At 52.6% G+C, this 16,203-nt stretch carries 13 protein-coding genes; 5 read left to right on the forward strand and 8 right to left on the reverse strand.

Annotated features, from left to right (window positions below; translation table 11 throughout):
• Positions 1-117: 117 nt before the first annotated feature.
• The 4 genes from E2566_RS17520 to E2566_RS17535 all read left to right on the forward strand — a co-directional run bounded on the left by E2566_RS17520 (position 118) and on the right by E2566_RS17535 (position 5,509).
• Complete coding sequence (locus E2566_RS17520; protein ID WP_107168069.1) at positions 118-441, forward strand: cell wall-binding protein; 324 nt, start codon at positions 118-120, stop codon at positions 439-441.
• A gap of 1,554 nt (positions 442-1,995) precedes the next feature.
• The gene (locus E2566_RS17525; RefSeq protein WP_107168068.1) at positions 1,996-3,837 is read left to right on the forward strand and encodes an amidohydrolase; all 1,842 of its coding nucleotides are present in this window, start codon (positions 1,996-1,998) and stop codon (positions 3,835-3,837) included.
• A 217-nt stretch (positions 3,838-4,054) separates the two neighbouring features.
• Complete coding sequence (locus E2566_RS17530) at positions 4,055-4,513, forward strand: GNAT family N-acetyltransferase (RefSeq protein ID WP_107168067.1); 459 nt, start codon at positions 4,055-4,057, stop codon at positions 4,511-4,513.
• A gap of 405 nt (positions 4,514-4,918) precedes the next feature.
• Positions 4,919-5,509 carry a hypothetical protein gene (locus E2566_RS17535; RefSeq protein WP_107168066.1) on the forward strand — a complete coding sequence of 197 codons (591 nt, stop codon included), beginning with the start codon at positions 4,919-4,921 and terminating at the stop codon, positions 5,507-5,509.
• 111 nt (positions 5,510-5,620) lie between these two features.
• On the opposite strand, the gene E2566_RS17540 is transcribed toward E2566_RS17535, so the two are convergent.
• Complete coding sequence (locus E2566_RS17540; RefSeq protein ID WP_107168065.1) at positions 5,621-6,052, reverse strand: carboxymuconolactone decarboxylase family protein; 432 nt, start codon at positions 6,050-6,052, stop codon at positions 5,621-5,623.
• A gap of 139 nt (positions 6,053-6,191) precedes the next feature.
• Entirely contained in the window at positions 6,192-6,623 is a 432-nt protein-coding gene (locus tag E2566_RS17545) for a GNAT family N-acetyltransferase (RefSeq protein WP_103807971.1), read from the reverse strand.
• A gap of 91 nt (positions 6,624-6,714) precedes the next feature.
• Here E2566_RS17545 and pdxR point away from each other — a divergent pair, with 91 nt between their 5' ends.
• Positions 6,715-8,133: a MocR-like pyridoxine biosynthesis transcription factor PdxR gene (pdxR, locus tag E2566_RS17550; RefSeq protein WP_107168112.1), complete on the forward strand. Its 1,419-nt coding sequence runs from the start codon at positions 6,715-6,717 to the stop codon at positions 8,131-8,133.
• A gap of 42 nt (positions 8,134-8,175) precedes the next feature.
• On the opposite strand, the gene E2566_RS17555 is transcribed toward pdxR, so the two are convergent.
• The 6 genes from E2566_RS17555 to E2566_RS17580 are packed head-to-tail and all read right to left on the reverse strand — an operon-like array spanning position 8,176 to position 15,972.
• The gene (locus E2566_RS17555) at positions 8,176-9,225 is read right to left on the reverse strand and encodes a LacI family DNA-binding transcriptional regulator (protein ID WP_107168064.1); all 1,050 of its coding nucleotides are present in this window, start codon (positions 9,223-9,225) and stop codon (positions 8,176-8,178) included.
• A complete protein-coding gene (locus E2566_RS17560) occupies positions 9,225-10,277 on the reverse strand; it encodes a carbohydrate ABC transporter permease (RefSeq protein ID WP_014916590.1) in 1,053 nt (350 codons plus the stop codon). The genes E2566_RS17555 and E2566_RS17560 overlap by 1 nt, the downstream gene beginning before the upstream one ends.
• Before the next feature lie 8 nt (positions 10,278-10,285).
• Complete coding sequence (locus E2566_RS17565) at positions 10,286-11,284, reverse strand: carbohydrate ABC transporter permease (protein WP_107168063.1); 999 nt, start codon at positions 11,282-11,284, stop codon at positions 10,286-10,288.
• 23 nt (positions 11,285-11,307) lie between these two features.
• Positions 11,308-12,399: an ABC transporter ATP-binding protein gene (locus tag E2566_RS17570; RefSeq protein ID WP_107168062.1), complete on the reverse strand. Its 1,092-nt coding sequence runs from the start codon at positions 12,397-12,399 to the stop codon at positions 11,308-11,310.
• Positions 12,400-12,401: 2 nt separating this feature from the next.
• Positions 12,402-13,508, reverse strand: coding sequence for a beta-galactosidase BglB (bglB, locus tag E2566_RS17575; protein WP_107168061.1), 1,107 nt, complete (start codon positions 13,506-13,508; stop codon positions 12,402-12,404).
• A gap of 1 nt (position 13,509) precedes the next feature.
• On the reverse strand, positions 13,510-15,972 hold the full coding sequence (locus E2566_RS17580; RefSeq protein ID WP_107168060.1) for a hypothetical protein: 2,463 nt from the start codon (positions 15,970-15,972) through the stop codon (positions 13,510-13,512).
• Positions 15,973-16,203: the final 231 nt, after the last annotated feature.

The following is a 16,203-nucleotide window of genomic DNA, read 5'->3' on the forward strand; positions in this document are numbered from 1 at the left end:
AATTTTTATTTTAAATAGATCGCTAATTGGATTTATCGCGATAAAAAATATCGATCATAAATATTTTCCGATAAGGTTGTTTTTATACATAAAAATTAAATATATAAGGAAAAGCCAATGAAAAAACACTCACTTCTTGCAATTATTATTTCCTCTTCTTTTTTTCTTGCTGGTTGTAGTGATGAACCATCTGAAAAAGATATTTATAATGCCTTCAATGATGCCATTGAAGACTCTCGTAATGCTTCAGGATTAACTGGCTACAATCCCGAATTTTTAAATAACATGCTCAAGTCAATAAAGAAAATAAATTGCTCAGAGCAGCAAGGAAAAAACTATAAATGTAATATAGAAATTGTCATAGAAAATAAAAAAGTAGAGCGTGAAGTTAATTTAACAAAAACAGATAAAGGGTGGAGAATACCAGACAGAATTTTTTAATTACATTTAAAGAACTAATAAAAATAACAATTAAAAAATTTTAATTACCCCCCATAAAATATAGAAAGGCTTCTGCTGGGAAGCTTTTTTATAACCGCTTACTACTCATCTCTATTTTTATTAAAACAAAAAATAATCTAAAGTGTTTTCATGGTGAGATTTATCTCTCACCATATAACAGGCTTGTTTAATATTGGTGTTATACGTCAAAAAGAATGGGCATTCAGCCCATCCTTTTCAGGAATATCATCTATACCATAGGGTTTTATTCCTATTTAATATACAAAAAAACAATAGAGGTAAGAAAAGACCGATTACAAAAATACTGATACCAATAGCAAAACTCTTTATTGACAACCCCACCAGCAGCCCAATAAAACCACCCAAAAAACCGCAAAATTTCGTAGCAACTCCAACCTTACGCTCTTGCAGCTTTAGGTGTCGCTGGACAGTTCTAACCTTTTCAGCACCACAACTACGACACACAGAAGCATCGTCATGCACAGGAGACTTACAGAATGGACATTCAGACATGTTAACCACCTTCTAATTACAATATAAGTAATTGATATAATTGATCTACATTGGATAACATGTCATATCGTTTGTAACGATAAAAGGCAAATTAACGATAGATTTAGACTATTAAAAAACAAGTATAGATCGCCATAACGAATCAAAAACCCAATCAAACCATGAATTTTCAATATGCATTGACTATCAAATGACCATTTTCAATAGGATTTTATTAACTTTTTTTCTATAAGAAATACCAACTTTATGAAGCTTTATACTGCTTAGAGTTGATATAAAAAGATGGCATGTTTTGGTGATGGAAAACGCTCACATACTGCGTGTAATTCCCCGCAATAAAACTATATAGAGTTATATGTCCCCATATATTTACCACTTAAATAAAAAAAACCATAAGCGGGTATTCCCTGTTTATTATTAGATGTTTTTTTCTGAGCGGTAAATTTTATCTACGCTCTCCTTGTTTTTCTGCTTTTTAAAATGACGTCAAAGGATTTATCGAATGAATAGAATACCTGCCGAGTGACGCGAGCAGACCAAAGGACGGATAGCCATGCAGCAAAGCAGAAGTGTAAAATCCCCAACGGGAGCACTGACAACAAATGCCTCATCAAGCGCAGCGCTGTCAAATCGTCTTGCCTATGCTATTATGCCTTAAGAGACACAAGCTCTTCTCTTCCAGAGACTATGTTTGTAAAATTTACACACTGTTAGTTATTTTATTAATCATGAATAAAATCATCAAGATAAAGCAAAAACAGACGTCAAGGTGAAAATAACCGTTCTAAGCGCGCCGTTTATCAAAACATCCTATTGAAACCCCGATTTATCGGGGTTTTTCATTTTGTGATGAATGAAAAAACCGAAAATAAACAATCAACCAAAGAAATCATCACGTCATGTGCGTTTCGTGCTCAGCGGATAATCAGAGCACAATCGGTACAGTTATTTCTCCATCGCTACTGAAAAATAGCAAAGCCTTATCAATAAGGTATAAACGTTATATATGGAGATATACGTATGGAAAAAAATAGTGCACGTCGCACCGCTAACACGAGTCAATCCCAAAACACTGTCAAAAACACATCCTCGATACTGGCTAACTACACGGCAACAGGACGCTATTCTTTTAGGCTCGCGGCACTGGCTGTCACCGTCTCAGGTTTGCTTTTTTCCTCACCCACGCTCATGGCGGCAGAAACGGCAGCGACTGCCGATTTAGTGTTACGCAATGGCAATATTTATACCGTTAATCAAGGTCAGCCGTGGGCAGAAGCCGTCGCGGTACGTGATGGCCGCTATGTTTTCATCGGTTCAAATGCGCAGGCAGCAGAGTTTATCGGCCCGAAAACACAGGTGGTTGACCTCAACGGCAGCATGGCAATGCCGGGGATTAATGATGTCCATGCTCATCCGTTAGACGGAGGCTATGAAGATATTTATTCCTGTAACTTCGCACAAACAAGTTCACTGGATGACATTCTGAGTCAGGTCAGTGAATGTGCGAAAAAAGCAGGTCCCGGAGAATGGGTGATCGGTTCTGCCTGGGGCAGCCCACGTATGGCGGAGCTTTCTACCGCTGAAGCGCTGGCAAAATTGGATAAAGTCAGTAACGGGCGACCGGTGATTCTACGTGATGATTCTTACCATAACCGCTGGATTAACAGCGAAGCGATGCGTCTGGCCAATATCACTGCCCAGTCCGTTAGCCCAGCCGGTGGCGTCATTGTTAAAGATGCAAAAACAGGCGAACCCACTGGCCTGTTACAAGAATTCCCCGCGTTCCAGCATGTACAAAGCCTGGTCCCTGTACGCACAGAAGAACAACGTCTGACTTCAGGACGTGGGGCTGCAAAAACGATGGTGTCGTTAGGTATTACGGGCGTGCAGGAGGCGGTCAGTTCTGAAGTCAATCTACGTATCTGGAGCAAGATTGACCGGGCAGAGGGCCTGCCTCTGCGTATTATCGGTTCTATCGTCTCCACCCCGCTGTTGGATGAAGGCGCTGCGGGTATGGAGCTGGTTGCCCGACGCGATGTCTACCGCACCACGAACTTCCTTCCCGATCGTTTTAAATTTGTGTTGGATGGCGTCCCCCCAGCCCACACTGCGAAGTTGATTGAGCCCTATCTGCCAACCAAAGCCCATGGCGATCACTATCACGGCGATACCCACTACACCACCGAGCAAGTCGTCGAAATTCTCTCCAAGCTGGATAAGCAAGGGATATCAACCAAACTTCATGCTGCGGGAGATGGTTCACTCCGTCTGGCGCTGGATGCCGTTGAGCAAGTGCGTAAAATTAATGGACCAAATGGTCCGATGCACCAAATCGCGCATACGCATTTGATCTCCCCGCAAGATATGCCACGTTTTGCGCAGTTGCGGGTTGCCGCCGACCTCTCGCCGATGCTGTGGTTCCCATCCGATATGACTAACGCCAGCGTCGTGACCATTGGCGAAGAGCGAATGAAGGATTTTGTCCCAACGGTTAAATTGTTGCGTTCTGGCGCAGTGGTCGCTGGCGGTTCTGACTGGCCAGCCGGTGGCCCTACGCCATCTCCCTGGATCGGCATTGAAGGACTGGTAACACGCCAGAATCCGCTAGGTGATGCACCCGGTACATTGGCTCCTGAAGAGGCTGTCGATCTGTCTGAAGCGATCCGTATCTATACCATCAACAGCGCGAAAGCGATGGGCATAGAGAAAGAGACGGGATCGGTCGAGCTGGGTAAATCTGCCGATCTGATCGTATTGGATCGCCACTTGTTCAACGTACCGATCAAACAGGTTCATCGCGCCAACGTGGTCAAAACGTATTTCAAAGGCCAGCTCGTCCATTCAGCGCCAGAGAAATCCTGACGTCCAGTCTATTGCACCACATAAATATCAGGGGCGTCGATGCGGCGCCTCTGCAAACACCGCCCTTCCCTCCCCTCTCCGAATTGGTCCGCCTATCTCTCAATAAATGGCGGGGAACATCCGGCTATTCCGTTGCTATCTTATTGCTATGAAAAGCAGCCTGATTTTCAGCACCAATTCGTAACTACAAAATATTCGCGACAACATGAGAGTAAAAATGATGAATTTAGATCGGGAAATTATAATTAATTCAGTCGAGCCAGATGATTACGATCAATGGCTGCCCTATTGGGAAAGTTATCAAACGTTCTATAACGTCCAGCTTCACGATGAAGTGACGGAAACAACCTGGGATCGTTTTTTTAAAGCGGAGATTCCCGTGCACTGCGCCGTAGCGAGAGAAGGCTTACGCATTATCGGCTTCGTACACTTTGTTTTTCACGATTCCACATGGGGAGTAAACTCTTATTGTTATTTAGAGGATCTGTTTGTTGCTCCGACCGCTCGCGGTAAAAACGTTGGCAAAAAACTCATTGAGTACGTGAGAGAAAAGGCGCAGGAAAAGCACTGCGATCGTCTGTATTGGCATACTCAGGAAACCAATAAAACAGCGCAGCGTCTTTATGATTGGGTGGCAGAAAAACCGGGCGTTATCGAATATAGAATGCCGCTTTAATTATCAAACATTCGGCAGTAAAGTGACGCGTCGAAAACACCGTATATATAACCTAAATAATTCGAGTTTCAAGAAAAAAACGGCAAGGCGTTTTTGAACAGCGTTTGCGCTGACCCCGAAGGGGTGAAGCCATAAGGCCGAATAACGCGGCAAGAGAAGGACAAATTCGTCGGGAACGAATTTGACCAGCCAACGGCTGGCCTTCGGTGAGAGACAGGATGTCTCTCATTTCATCCCGATGAGCTTACTCAGGTAAGTGATTCGGGTGACTGACAAATCTGCTAAAAGCAGATTTGAACGCTGCTTGCAGCGGCCCCTACGGGGCGAGGCTCACGCCAGTGTGCCGAGTATCGCAGCCAACGCACATGCAACTTGAAGTATGACGGGTATAAATGGATTTATAAAATGAACTACCAATCAACATCTCTTTTTATCTACACCGTCAGGATCTTTTTTGCGATTTGCCTCTGTGGCGCGCTGGCGCTTGTCGGCATCAGTTCACCAATCTTCTACCTGCTGGCGATGGGGCTGGTTTATCCCGTCATCCTCTCTCTGCGATTACACAGCCTGAGTGAAAAAGGCATCGTCTTTTTGCCAAAGGAAAAGAGTGAATGGATGGTCTATGTTCATGGCATCCCGGTGCGTGAAACCAGAACGTCATTAACCAATCCGTATTTCTTTAGCGCCGAAAGCATACGGACGTTTTCCCTACGTGCCTACATAGGAAAGCTGCTGGTTCAGATCTGCGCCGTCATTTTATTGGTGCAGCAGACCATGACGGTCAACTGGCCGTGGCTTTATCTTGGCGTGGTTGTCGCCGCGCTCTGGTTTGCTTATGCCATTGCTATGACCATTATTGAACTTGTTTCAATTATGAGAGGACGCTGGTTTATCGAGAAACTCGTCTCTCCCAGTCAAAGCGAATGGTACGGTGGATATATCGATTTCCGCGACTATCGTGTCACGGTTCTTGAACGGCTGCTGTCACTGAAATAGCATCCCGTCTATTTCAGTCTCTGTACTGATTCTCTGACCACCACCAGTTCGGAGCGTTGGGCAATACAGTGATGACGTCATTTGCTGCGCCTGCAAAGCAGGCGCCATACCTTATTGACGCATGCCGATCGCCAAGCGATTAAAGGCGCTCATCAGCGCAACGGCAAAACTCAGATCGGCGATCTCTGCATCGCTAAAATGCGCTTTCAGCGGTTCGAAATCTTCATCAGGCGCGTGGCTGCGAGCCACATCCACAAGTGATTCAGTCCAGGCCAGCGCCGCACGCTCGCGTTCATTGAACTGCGTGCTCACACGCCAGCCAGCCAGGCTGTCTAGCTTGGCATCCGGCACGCCGCCAGCACGCAGAGCCGACGCATGCATCTCCAGGCAGAAAGCACAGCCATTAATTTGCGAAACACGCAAATAGACCAATTCGATCAACTGTTTTCCAAGGCTGCTCTTGTTCAGGGCTTTCTTGGTCATGCCCAACCCTTGATAGGCTTCTGGCGAGAGGGTTTGGTAGGGCAAGCGAAGCGTACTCATAGAAGATCTCCAATAAGAAATGAAAGAACGAGAAAAGAAGCGAACGCATAAAGCGTCTAAGCCCATGTTTCAACCGTTGGGGGGTTACAACCTTGCCATTAGAGGTGAACGTAACGTCGTTTTTCATGACGCTTCACGCCTACAGCGCCTGGCTGAAATGCAGCCCCCTGGAAAGCAAGCCCTGACGAAAATAGAAGCGTTGCGCCAGCGCATTGCCTAAGGCCGTATCGAGCACCAGATGAGCGCAGTTTTGCCGCTGCGCTTCCTCGCGCATTGCCTCGATCAGCAGGCCGCCGAGCCCCTGATGGCGGGCATCCGCAGTGGCGACAAGGTCATCGACATAGAGGAATCGGCCATACAACAGGTTTTCCTGAATGCGGTAGCCCGCCAATCCCATGACGAGATCGCCCTGCCATGCCGCAAGCAGACGATAACCTTGCCCAGCCTGACGACGAGCCTGCGCAGTGAATGCGGCCGCATCAGGAAGATGAGGCCGTAGTTCCCGCATAACATCGAAACAAGCCAGGTAGTCCCGATCGCTGTCAATGAGGCTCAATCGAAAGGTGCTCATATCAATCTCCTTGTAATGAAGCCAGCATGTTAGGAAAATCATGCCCCATAAAAAAGGTGCAAGAATTGAGTAAATGAATGGGACATTACGTATGGATATGCAGCAACTGAAACCAAGCAGAGAACACGATGCCCCGCTCTATTTACAGTTGTATCGACGCTACCGAGACGCCATTGCCGTCGGAAAACTTCACCCAGGCGATCGCGTACCGTCCGTGCGCAGCCTTGCCAGTGAGCTGAATCTGGCACGCGGCACGGTCGAAATGGCTTATCAGATGCTGGCCAGCGAAGGCTATTTCCTGACCCGCGGCCCAGCGGGTACTATCGTCTCACCTCGGCTGGAAAACCTGAGCGAGTCGGGATACAGCAACGTATCCCTTTCTCAAATACCCTCGCGCCCGCAAATCGATACCGCTCAAGTACAACCTTTCCAGCTCGGCTTGCCTGCACTGGATGCCTTTCCTCGCAAGACCTGGGCACGCCTAGCCGGGCACAATTTACGCACTCTGGATACGGCAGCCATGCTCTCTCCCGATCCAGTAGGCTACGAACCACTGCGTCGCGCCATCGCGACCTACCTGGGGATCTCACGCGGCATCGCTTGCACACACGAGCAGGTGTTCATCACCGCTGGCTACCGGGGAGCGCTGGAACTGGTGTGCCGCACGTTATTACACCCCGGCGACATTGGATGGTTCGAAGATCCCGGCTATATCTTCGCTCGCCAGTTTTTGGCGCGAGCAGGTATGCGTCTGGAACCCGTTCCGGTGGATGAGGAGGGGCTGAACGTGGACATCGGTCAACAGCGAGCCGCAGAGGCTCGTTTTGCCGTGGTAACGCCCACGCACCAAAGCCCCATGGGGATGGCGTTGTCATTGCCCCGAAGACTGCAACTGCTGGAATGGGCCAGCTATCGCCAATCGTGGATCATTGAGGACGACTACGACAGCGAGTTCCGTTACCACGGCCGGCCATTGCCGGCGCTGAAAAGTCTGGATCGCGACGGGCGCGTGCTCTACACCGGCACCTTCAGCAAGGTACTGTTTCCCGGCCTGCGTTTAGCTTATCTGGTTGTCCCTGAACCGCAGATCGAGCGCTTCAGGGATACGGCAGATCATTTTTGCTGCGCGGGATCGATCCTACCCCAAGCCACGGTGGCGGATTTCATGGAGCAAGGTCACTTTGCTCGCCATTTGCGCAAGATGCGTTCACTGTATGCCATTCGTCGCGGCTATCTCGTTGATGCGCTTTTACAAACATTAGGTTCACACTTGACCGTCCAGCCACAGGCAGGCGGCATTCATGTGTTAGCTACGCTGAGCACCCGTGGCAATGACCAGTCTCTGGCAGCCGCCGCCCAATCTCATGGTCTTGCCATTCAGGCGCTGAATAGCTGGCGAACAAGCAGGGCATCACACGGCGGACTCCTTATGGGATTCACGAATGTGACCGAACCTGCGATGGCAGAGGCATTGGTGCATCGACTGGCAGCAGCCATCGGATTATCGTGAACGGGTTTTCCCACCAGCCGAACCGCGCTGCTGCCCGTGAGCTCAACCGGTATTCGTCCCCACTCGCCGCACTGATTCTCTGACGACCACCTGCCCCGCCAGTTCGGTGCGTTGGGCAATACCCAGCGCCTGTGAGGGAGTCATTTGCTGCGCCAGCAGTTGTAATGCGGCACGAGCGATAGTTTCAAACGGCAGATGTACCGTGGTGAGCGAAACCGGCAGCATATCGAACGGCAGAATGTCATCCATTCCCATCACCGACATGTCTTCCGGCACCCGTAGCCCGTGCTGATACAGCGCGTCGATCACGCCGATAGCCTGATTATCCGCCGCACAGAAAATCGCGGTCGCACCTAGCCGGTCGGGGTTCGCCGTCAGCCAGCGCAGCAGTGCGTCACGCGCAGTGCGCGGGTGGAAATCCGGCAACGACAGAATCAGATCCTCATCCACCGCTATGCCTGCCTGTGCAAGCGCATCACGGTAGCCGCGTTCACGCTGTTTGATCGTCATACGCGACGTCCAGGTTAGGTGCAAAATGCGCGAGTGCCCTTGATCGATCAGATAACGCACCGCGGCTGCCGCGGCATAATGGTTGGCAGGCGTGACGCTGCTCAGGCGCATTGAGGGATCTTCACCGTTGATCAGCACCGCCGGAATCCCGCTTTCCGCCACGGCGTTCAGTAGCGTTGGGTGATCGTCATTCACAATCAGAATGCCGCTCTCTTTTCCGCCCTGAAGTTCACGCAATAGCTGCTGTTCGTTAATGGTATCGTGTTCCCCCAAAAACGGACGCAGTTGGATATTGCGTTGCAGACACAGCGTTTTCAGAGCATTAATCAGCGTCAGCGACACCAGATTGTACTCACTTTCCAGCATCAGGTTGCGCGGCGTCGCCAGCAAAATATGGCGCAGCGGTTCCGTCTGCGCGACGGTCGCTTTGGCCACTTTATGCAGCGGATAACCCTGCTCGGTGGCAATCGCCATGATGTGCTGCCTGACTTTGGCGCTGATCGGTGCCGTCCCGTTCAGCGCGCGGGAAACCGTGCTGATGGAAACCCCCGCGCGGTCGGCAATATCCTTGAGTGTCGCCATTATTTCATCCCCGTGTTGGCAATCCCCGTCGTGATGTATTTTTGCAGGAAGACGAATACCGCCGTCACCGGCAGAAGCGAGAGCATCGTCATCGCCAGTATATAGTGCCACTGCACCGAGAACTGCCCCTGAAACGCATTCAAACCGATTTGCAGCGTAAAATTGTCCTGACTGGAGAGGACAATCAGCGGCCAGAGGAAGTCATTCCAGCGCCAGATCACCGAGAAGATCGCCAGCACCGCCAGCGCGGGTGCGGTCAGCGGCAGGATGATCTTCCAGTAAATACGGAATTCGCTGGCCGCATCGATCCGCGCCGCCTCGATCAGTTCATCGGGGATCGTCAGCATGTATTGGCGCAGCAGGAATACGCCCGTCGGTGTCGCCACCGTGGGGATAATCACACCCCATAGGTTATCGCCCATATTCAGGCCAATCACCACCAGAAACGTTGGCACCATCACCACCGACAGCGGGATCATCATGGTGGAGAGAAACAGCGTCAACACCGTGCCACGCCCGCGAAACTCGTATTTTGACAACGCGAACGCCGCCATCGAACTGAGCAACAAGGTCAGCAGCGTCGCCATCACCGTTACGAATACGGTGTTTTTCAGGTAAGTGGCAAAGTGGAACTTCGTTATCGGCGTCGTGTAGTTCTCCGTCTCCAGATGCAAGGCCTTCATTGGTACCAGATCTTTCGTCGATACACGCACCACCTCGCTCGGCGCATCCGGGTTCACCAACTGTGCAATCAGGCCGATACGCCTGACCAGCGCCATGGTTTTCGCTTCGCCGTCTTCCTGCTTAACCTGCCACAGCTCCAGCGGCTTCGGGTACTCCGGCAACGTGATGGTATCCGCCGCCTGCGGCAGAAAGCTGGGCGGAAAGCGGTTAATCTCTGCGGGCGTTTTGAACGACGACATCGCCGCCCACATGACCGGAATCATCACCAGCAGCGTGCCGACCACCAGCCAGACCCAGCTCATGATATCCGTAATATGAATGCGCCCCGGATGACGGGTGCGGGTGAGAAATGCGATTATCTTCATCATGGCTCCCGTTATTTTTTCCCTTCCAGCCGACGCGTCAGCAGGAACTGCAACGCTGTCAGGATCATCAGCACCACGCCCATCAGTACCGAGGCCGCCGAGGCCAGCCCATAGAGCGATGCATTTGACGAGAAGGCGGTCTGGTAGATGTACTGCACGATAAAGCTGTTGGCCGTGCCAGGGCCGCCGCCGTTGGTTAACACCCAAGCTTCATCGAAGATCTGCACGCTGTTGATGGTCAGCAGAATCACTACCACCAGAATATTTGGTGCCAGCAGCGGCAGCGTCAGGCGATAAAAACCGCGCCAGCGCGAAGTGCCGTCCACCGCCGCCGCCTCATAGATATCACGCGGGATCGCCTGCAATCCCGCCAGCAGGATCAGGGTATAAAACCCGACGTGAAACCAGACGGAGACAAATACCACCCAGAAACGCGACAGCGTCGGGTCGAGCAGGAAGGTAATCGGCTGTCCGCCCAGCGATGACAGCACCAGATTCAGCAGGCCGTTACGGTTAAGGAACCACTGCCAGATCAGGCCCACCACCACCGGCGACAGCAGCACCGGATAGAAGAACATCGCACGGAAAAAACCCCGTGCGATAATCTTGCGGTTAAGGATCAGTGCCGTCACCAGCGCCACCAGCAGCGTGCAGAGCACGTTGAAAAAGGTGAACGACACCGTGTTGTAGACGCCAGTCCAGAACAGATCTTGTTCACAGCTCGATGGCTCGGCGTAGTTGCCGCAGCTCAGCAGCGTGGAGAAATTATCCACGCCGACGTAAGGACGTTCCCACAGCAGAATATTGGTGCCACCGGTAAAGGCGTAGCACACCGCCAGTAGAATCGGAATAAAGACAAAAACGGCGAACAGCAGCATGTTGGGCGCGATAAAAAACCACGGCATCACTTTGCGGCCACCGAGTTTTTGTAGCAGATTCACCGCTTTCTCTACTGGCGTCACCAGCTTATCGATCAGCGATCCTGCGGGCAGTAAGGCAATCTTTTTCATGTCGTCCTCTCCCGTCGCGATAATTAATGCTCGCTACCGCGTGGCAATGTGTCATCCGTTTCGCCATCGAACAGATGGCAATACGTCGGCGGGAAGCGCACGAACACCGACTCACCCGCAGCGAACTCGCGGTGCTGCGCCAGATGGACGATCATCTCATCGTCAATGCCGCCCATCCGCCCATAGATGAAGGTTTCATGCCCCATCATCTCGCAGCGATCGACGCACAGCGCGATCCCCTCACCTTCCTCCACCAGCTCACAGTGTGAAGGACGAATCCCGAGCGTGACGTTCTGCCCGACGGTGCCGATAAACGGCAGCACCAGACGATTACCGGACGGACACTGCACCTCGACGCTGTCGGCACCGGTGGCGACGATCTGCGCTGGGAACATATTCATGCGCGGTGAGCCGATGAAGCCCGCAACAAACTTATTTTTCGGCCGATTGAACAGCTCCAGCGGCGTGCCAACCTGCTCGATCCGCCCCGCATTCAGCACCACAATGCGCTGCGCCATCGTCATCGCCTCCACCTGATCGTGAGTGACGTAGATCATGGTGGTACGCAGCTTCTGATGCAGACGGGACAGCTCGCCGCGTGTCTGCACGCGCAGCTTGGCATCCAGATTCGAGAGCGGTTCGTCAAACAGGAACAGGTCAGGTTCACGCACGATAGCGCGGCCAATGGCGACGCGCTGCTGCTGTCCGCCCGACAGCGCGCGCGGTCGGCGATCCAGATAGGGTTCCAGCCCCAGCATGCGGGCGGCTTCATCAATACGGCGGGCGATTTCGTCTTTGGGGAAGTGCAAATTTTCCAGCCCGAACGCGAGGTTCTTGCGCACCGAAAGGTGCGGATAGAGCGCGTAAGACTGGAACACCATCGCAATCTTGCGCTCTGCTGGCGTGAGATCGTTCACCTTGCGGTTGTCGATCAACAGCTCACCGCTACTGATCTCTTCCAGCCCGGCAATCATGCGCAGCAGCGTGGATTTTCCACAGCCCGACGGGCCGACAAAGACCATGAACTCGCCATCATGAATCGTTAAGTCCACGCCTTTGATGATGTTCACCGCACCATAGCTTTTGTGGACGTTTTTTAGTTCCAGACTCGCCATTGTCAGCCCTCGCAAACAGAATCTAACTGTGCCAATAACATCAGCATGACCAGCGCCTGCCCGTAAGGCACGGCAACATTGGGGATATCGCGATAGAACTGCAAATCATGCCCCATCGCTGTGCCATCAGAGACACCCTGTACCACGCCCTGTGCGTCAACCTGCGCCACCACGGCGGCATAGCCTTTTTCCAGTACGTCCTGCGGGAAATCGCGTAGCATCCCCAGCCGCTGCGCCGTCAGAATACCGGCAATAAACCCCGCGCTGGCGGACGTTTCCAGCGGTGAGTCCGGGTCATCCAGCAGCGTGTGCCACAGACCGGAATCGTGCTGGACGCGAGCCAGCGTTGTCGTTTGCTGTTCCAGAATCGCTTCCAGCGTGCGCAACACCGGCGAGGACAGTTGATCCTCCGCCAATACCCGCATTTCCGGCAGCACCAGCGTGATCCAGGCGTTGCCACGTCCCCAGAATGCATTGGCATAGTGATGGCGACCGACGAACGTCCAGCCGTGATACCACAGCCCGCTGCGCACGTCGGCGAGATAGCGCGCGTGCGTGACGAGCTGATATTCCGCTTCTTCAATCAGATCGCGGCGAGAAAGCAATTTCCCCGCGACCACCAGAAACAGACCGGCCATAAACAGCGTGTCGTCCCACAGTTGCCCGGTGTTTGGCCGTTCTTTCACCGTGTGCTGGAAACCGCCATCCTCCGTTTTCGGCAGCGAGTGCAACAGCCAGTCCGCCCAGTCGCTCACGGTTTCACGCCACTGCGCGGGCGCATCCGGTTTGTCCTGACACAGCAACGCCAGCACCAGCATCGGTGCCGTCGAGTTGATCTGGCGCGGTGGCAGACCGGTATCCAGCTTTTGCTGATACCAGTTCGCCAGCGTCGTCAGCATAGTGTCGTCCTGCGTCAGATGTGCCAGCTTCCAGAAACCGTACAGCCCGACACCAACTTCCCAATCCCACTCTTCAAATTGAATCGTCAGCCCGGCGTCCGGTGCGTCGTCCTGCGTGACGCTGTCAATCGCTTTCAGGCGGCAAAACGCCCGCGCCACCTGCGCTAACAGCGCTTCGGTTTGTTGTCGGTTAAGTGAACCTGTCTGCATGTCATGGGTTTCCTGTGTTGAGCTGCGGGACGACCGGGACATCGTCGGGAAAAATGAAAGGCTGCTGCGCCACACTGAATCCTGTCTCTTGGCTAAAGGCCAGTTCGCCGTAATCGGGATCGTCGATACGTACGCCGTCGCTGTCCTGTATCAGAGAACGCCCTCGGAAGCGGGCAGCGAATGCGGCGAATCCTTGCGCGCCGTCGCCGCTGTCCACGGCAACGAACCAGACGTTCTGTTCGCCATACGCCCGCAGTTCGCCTTCGGCCTGCTGGCCTGCGGTCGCAAACGGCTGTAGCCCGGCAGGATTATGGAAGGCGGCATAGCCGTTGCCACCGCGTACGAAGCACCAGACATCTTCAACGATGACGTCATCCAGCGCGGTTTGTGGCAAATAGAGGTGCGTCCACGGGCGAATATCCTGTTGCAGATCGAACACCATCAGCGCGCGATTACGATGCTGCATCAGGTGTGGCAAGCACCCGTTGCCCGCCCAGTACGAAGGTCGATGCACGCCGTCAGGACGATCCTCGCCGGGGTGGTTCACCCACAGGCGGGCGGCATAGTGTGTCCCCAGCCGCACATCCAGCAGATGCTGCTGGTGTCCGGGCTGGCCGGGGTGATGATCGAAAACGGAAGAAAAGGCCACATCCTGCTGCTTCCAGGCGATGATGCGGGCGCTACGGTTCAGCCCTTGTACCCAGCGAGCTTCTACACCGTGTGACAGTGACCAGTGTGCAACCCGATCCGTCGTTTCCGGCGGCTGATAGTCGCTCAGACACAGCAGCGGCAGCGCAGCACAATGAGGTATCAGCCAGCCTTCGCCCCACATCAGCGCACAGAGGCCAGATAGCTCGGTCAACATGCCGGAACGCAGCTCTTTATCGTAGGCACGTCCCATGGTGCCAACCGCGACGCCATTCTGATGCACCCACGCCGTCATCAGCATGATGCGGTCAATCACCACGCGAGATTTGTCGCGCAGATCGACATCCTGCGCCAGTTCATACAGTGCCACCAGCCCAATCAGATCGATGGGGTAATAGGCCGCCGAGTTCCACTCCACCAGCCCGTGTTCCAGAATGGAATCAAACCAGCGCGTCAAACGTTCGTGGGCAATCGCCTTTTGCTCCAGACCACGACGGCCGCTACACGGAAAGGTGTCATCAGGGAAGTTTTGTCCGGCAAGGTATTGCGCGACGTGGAAACACAGGCAGTGGTTCTCACTCCAGAACCACATGGTGTCGTTGCCTGGTTCATCAATCCAGTAGCGGAAACCGAGAATGGCGCTGCGCACGCGCCGCCAGTCCTGAGGCGGTAACTGTTGCCCCTGATAGCGCTGCCACAGCCAAATCAGCGGCACCAGTTGGAAATCCGCGCAGTCTTCACGGCGGCTGATTTTTTGCAGCGCGCTGTTGAGAATCGGCTCAGCGGCATCGCTGCCCTCGCCCGTCGCGACAATCGCCAACAGCCGTCCGAGGCGCTCAAAACCGTGCAGCGCAGTATGGCGCAACACCGTTTCACGCCGCGCGGCCAGCGTCGGTAACGCAGGCATCGTTTGCGGTGGCAAGCGCCCAAAGCTCAGGGTACGCGTCAGCGTAATGCCGTTACAGGTCGCGGCACAGACCAGATCGTAGTAGCCGACTAAAACATCAGGCAGATCCACCTGCCAACCCAGATTGCCAGCGGGCAGCGTTTGTTTCTGCTGCCATACGGGGACGGATTCGTTGACGTTGCCAATCAGACGGTGCGCCATCGTCACAGATTCCGGCAGCGGCTGCGTGCTATTCAGCACCAGCACGGGCGGCTGGATCAGGTTATTTTCCAACGTCAGTCCGTTAACCCAGCTATCCAGCGCGGTCAGCTGTACGCTGAGTGCCGTATCCTCATCAAGCTGCCAGAAGAGTGTGTCTTCCCCCTGATAGCACAGGCTGAATAGATAATCGGTATCACGTTCGCACAGTTCTTCGCTATGCACTACCAGCGTGTTCGCCCCCGCTTGCAGCGGCAGCGTGATGTCACAGGTTTGTTCAGTATTACGGGTAAAGGGCGTAAAGCGGGTGACCTGTTCGCCGTTCAGCCACAGCGTAATGCCGCCGCAGGTGCTGAGGGTAAACGGTGCCGCCTGCGCGCTGTCGCAGTGGATAACACAGCGGGAAAAACGCTGAACGTGAACCGGACACGGCCAGAAATCACTGAAATTCACACTGCGACTTTCATCGCCTCCGCTCCACATCAGCGGGAAATGAAGGTCTTCGGGTAACGTCACCTCACGCTTTGCTTCTTCCTGCAAAAAACGCACGCGGCAGGGTAAAACACCGACATCGACAAAACCATTGATAAAGCGGTAATTCACCTTATCCGCCAGCGTATCCGGCTCGGCGAAATAACGTTTTTCCGTCAGCTCGGTAATCAGAAACCGATTAATGACGCCGTTCTTCTTTAATTTCCAACCGATATTCATACGGAATCCTGTTTACGATTTTGACAAATAAAATAACGAAAACGTATGACTACACTTATTTGCACATTCACTGTGCACACGCCGCCAACATTTAGGGCAACGAGCCATTTCCTGCACTATTAACTGGCAATTATAATGCAAATTTGCATTAAATTTTTATTTGCATTCATTTTTTGACATTTCGCATTAATAAATAAGATTCTCATATTTATATATGTGATTAATATCACA

The sequence above is a fragment of the Pectobacterium punjabense genome (assembly GCF_012427845.1).
Lineage (GTDB): Bacteria > Pseudomonadota > Gammaproteobacteria > Enterobacterales > Enterobacteriaceae > Pectobacterium > Pectobacterium punjabense.